The organism is Aporhodopirellula sallentina SM41 (genome assembly GCF_000346505.1).
In the GTDB taxonomy this organism is placed as follows: Bacteria; Planctomycetota; Planctomycetia; order Pirellulales; family Pirellulaceae; genus Rhodopirellula; species Rhodopirellula sallentina.
The window spans coordinates 1-3,778 of sequence record NZ_ANOH01000473.1 but is presented as its reverse complement, the minus strand read 5'-3'; the positions used below and the strand labels follow the sequence as shown (position 1 = coordinate 3,778).

Sequence of the window (3,778 nt, the reverse complement as noted above, 5' to 3'; positions counted from 1 at the left end):
GGGGGCGAAGCGAGATTGACGTGCAGGAATGAGCCGGTGTGCGCTAGCAGCGGTTGCCATGCAGGGAACCGCGGCTAACGCCGAGCGGCTGATTTGGGGGAGGGTTTTGGTGGGGATGCCGGAACTGCGCTGCGCTTGGTCCGGCCTACGGTCGGGCTTGGGGTTACGTCCAGCTGAGTTTGTAAATTGTTGTTTCGCGGTATTGGTCGCCGGGTTTTAGGACGCTGTTGGGGGCGTTTTGGATGTTGGGGCCGTTGGGGTATTTGGAGGTTTCGAGGCAGAAGCCGCGGAATTGGCCGAACTGGGCTCCGCTTTCGCGTTTGAGTGCGTCGGAGGTGTAGCGTCCGGTGTAGAAGAGGGTGCCAGGTTCGGTGGACAGGACCTCGAGTTTGCGACCGGTGTTCGGTTCGCGGACCTCGGCGACTTTCTCTAACGATCCGACTGGTTTGTTGAACGCGTAGTAGTGTTCGAATCCGAGCGGTAGTTCGTCGAAGGCGTCGCCGATTCGTTTGGGCGAGTTGAAGTCTGCGGCGGTTCCGGCAACGGTGGCTTCCTCGCCTACGGGGACATTGGTGTCGTCGGGAACGAGGTACCGATCGCTGCTGAGTTGCAGGACGTGATCGAGGACGGTGTCTTGGAACCCGTTGAGATTGAAGTAGGTGTGGTTGGTCAGCGACAGGGGTGTGGTCTTGTCCGTTTCGGCTTCGTATTCGATGCGAACATCGTTGTCGTTGGTGAGTCGATAATGGACGACAACGTTGAGGTTGCCCGGGAAGGATTCTTCGCCGTCGGTACTGGCGAGTGACAGGGTTAGGGTAACGCTGTTGTCGTCTTGCGAGGTGCCTTCGACCGTCCATACGCGTTTGTCGAAACCGCGGATGCCGCCGTGAAGATGGTTGGGGCCGTCGTTGGTGGCGACTTGATGTTGTTGGCCATCGACGGTGAATTTGCCGTCTTTGATGCGGGCGGCGTAGCGACCGACGAGGCATCCGAAGTAGGGCGAGTTGGCTTTGTATTCGTCGGCGAAGTAGCCGTCGAGCGAATCGAAACCGCAGACGATGTCACTGCTGTCGCCGTTCTTGTCTGGCGTGACAATCGAGGTGACGGTGCCGCCGTAAGTTGTGATTTTGACGATGACTCCGTTGTCGTTTTCGAGCGTGTAAAGTTCGACGGGGTGACCTTCGAATTCACCAAACGGTGACGATTCAATTTTCATCGTGTTTCCTCGACGGGTAACGTCAGTGGGGTTGGGGATTGATCAGAGGATGCGGGGACAGCGGAGCAACAACGAGAGTTCTGTTTGCTGCGTGATTCCGTCGCATTTAAATTTGTAACCATGCGGAGCGCCGAAGAAACGGCGGGGCAGGGACGCAATATTTGTTTTGACGAGCGGCGCGGTCGACCGAGAGCGTGGCCGAACACTCGTCAGCCGGTCGGTGATCGCCGCGGCGGCAACGAGACAACCGGGGATCGGGACAGCCGGGGAGAACGAGGCGACCGGGAAGAGCGGTGGCCGGCAAATCCATTGGTTAGGTTTTCTTTGAGGCGCGTGAAAGGATTGCCGGACGTGGAGACGGAACCATTGGCCGTTCGGTTACTTGATGTTGGCGCGGACAGCAGCAATTGTTTTCTTCAGGTCGTTGTCGCGGAACGGTTCAAAGATCGCAACGTGTTCGCTGTAGGCTTGGTTGTAATCGCCGAGGCGGGTGTAGGTCAGGAGCATCCGCGAGCAGAGTTGGCGCCATGTCGGAACGAGATCATCGCCACCGCAGGCGAGCAGAATTTGTTGGTGAAACTCGATGTCTCGAATCGCGACTTGAGTGGGCTCGGCAGCGTCGCAGGCTTCTTTGAGTCGTTCCAACGCGACCTCGACGCTTTGGACCGAATCGGGATCTTTGTCGGTCAGGCCTCGTTCGATCACGTAGGTTTCGATTTGCAAACGCAGCGAGGTGATGAATTCGCGATCTTTCGGGTCGGGCGGATGGCGAACCATCACGCCTCGGTTGGCTTGGTAGGCGAGATATCCTTCGTGGGACAACTGAATGAAGGCGTCGCGAACTGGTCCGCGGCTGACACCGAACCGTTCGGCCAACTCGATTTCGCGGAGCATGGTTCCGGCAGGAAATCGGCCTGACAGCAAGTCGATGCGAATTTGATTGGTTACCTGTTCACGGACAGTTTGCGGAATCAACGACATGTGTCTCTCCAGGCGGTGAAAATTTCCACGGGGTTGTCAGCGTGCATCTTTGACATGCCCCTGGACAAAACAACAACCGGGGGGATAATTGTTAACAGTATACATCGTTCCGTTGTTCGCACAAGTGTTGGGCGTTTGGTGCCCTTAGCGAGATTGCAGCTGACGTGCGGTGGTTGGTGGGGATGTTGGGCTGCGTTGGGTTTGCTGTGCGGTGCATGTGCTGAACGGATGAGTGGCTGGTTAATTTATTCTCGGTTGCTGGCCGCTCCCATCCCCCTTCCGATCCCTGATTTATCTGCGTGTTTGCATAGCGTGGTGGATCTGCATTGGTGGCGACGCTGCGGGGGTGGCTGGTTTGCGATTGTCGCAGTGGGCTGCTTTTGGAGCGGCCTGCGATCCTGGCGTGCTGCGTTCCTGGCGTGCTGCGTTCCTTGTTTTGTTCTTCCTTGCTTCGTCCCGTTTCTTCTTTGTTCACTGTTTCCTGTCTTCGTTCCTTCTTTTCTGCCTACCTACCTTCCTTCCCTCCTGCCCCGAGATGATCTGATGTTGTTGAAGAGCCTGTTGGTGTCGTTGTTTGTTGCCTGTTGTTGGCAGTCGATTGTTTGGTCGGAAACCCCTGAGGCTTTCGCGGGGGACTTCGGTGAGACTCAGAAAGCGTCCGGGGCGGCGGCGAATTCAGCGACGAATTCAGTGGCGGCATCGGAAGATGTTCAGCCGTATCTGCGTGAACCTGATCCGTCGAAGCGTTGGGTGCTCGATCAGAGGTTTTCGGATGAGTTCAACTCGCGCCGCATTGACCGGTCAAAATGGATCACGGACATGCGACCGTGGGGCGAGCGGGCGTGGTCGCCGGACAACTTGCGTTTGAGGTCGGGGAGTCTGTTTATTCGGGCTCGGTACGCGCCGCACCGCCACCGCGGCAACGAGTACTTTTACAAGCTCGGCATTTTGCAGTCGCAGCGAAAAACGACGTACGGGTATTTCGAGGCGAGGATCAAAGGTTGCAGTCGTTTTCCGGGGCTGTGTCCCGCGTTTTGGTTGTATAGCAACGGCCGAGAAAAGAACGCGACGTATCCCAAGGTGACCTACAGCGAGATCGATATCGTGGAAATGTTGCAGGGTGTTTGGGATTCAGACAAGGAAGAGTTCACGTCGCCCAACCATATCGACTGCAACCTTCACACGCGGATCCTTGATGAGTCGGGCAAGGAGGTGTGGGTTCGTCCTCAGCATTTGCCCGAGGTTTGTAAGCACGAGTTCGACGCTCCTTGGGATCCACGAGACGACTATCACGTGTACGCTTGCGAGAACACGCCTGAAAAGATCACGTGGTATATCGATGGCGAGAAAGTGGCGGAGGAAGAAAACCTTTACTGGCACCTTCCGATGAGCGTGACGTTGACGATGGAGCTTCGTCCGCCGTTGATCGCTTGGGCGGGGCAGGACGGGCGAGTGCCTGTGCCGAGCGAGAGCACGCGAGAAGGATTTCCGACCGAGATGGCGGTGGATTATGTCCGGTGTTGGGTTCGCCGACAGGATTGAGATGGATCGATCCGCGATTTTGGGATTGGGAGAGGTGAG

3 protein-coding genes are annotated in these 3,778 nt (G+C 57.0%); 1 reads left to right on the top strand and 2 read right to left on the bottom strand.

Annotation, left to right across the window (positions count from 1 at the left end; all coding sequences use genetic code 11):
- Window positions 1-163 precede the first annotated feature (163 nt).
- Together RSSM_RS30585 and RSSM_RS30575 are read right to left on the bottom strand one after the other, a co-directional pair.
- Window positions 164-1,216: an aldose epimerase family protein gene (locus RSSM_RS30585; RefSeq protein ID WP_008689139.1), complete on the bottom strand. Its 1,053-nt coding sequence runs from the start codon at window positions 1,214-1,216 to the stop codon at window positions 164-166.
- Window positions 1,217-1,594: 378 nt separating this feature from the next.
- Window positions 1,595-2,197 carry a GntR family transcriptional regulator gene (locus RSSM_RS30575; protein ID WP_008689135.1) on the bottom strand — a complete coding sequence of 201 codons (603 nt, stop codon included), beginning with the start codon at window positions 2,195-2,197 and terminating at the stop codon, window positions 1,595-1,597.
- A gap of 543 nt (window positions 2,198-2,740) precedes the next feature.
- Between RSSM_RS30575 and RSSM_RS30570 the strand changes: the two genes are divergently transcribed.
- Window positions 2,741-3,739: a kappa-carrageenase gene (locus RSSM_RS30570; protein ID WP_008689130.1), complete on the top strand. Its 999-nt coding sequence runs from the start codon at window positions 2,741-2,743 to the stop codon at window positions 3,737-3,739.
- Window positions 3,740-3,778: the final 39 nt, after the last annotated feature.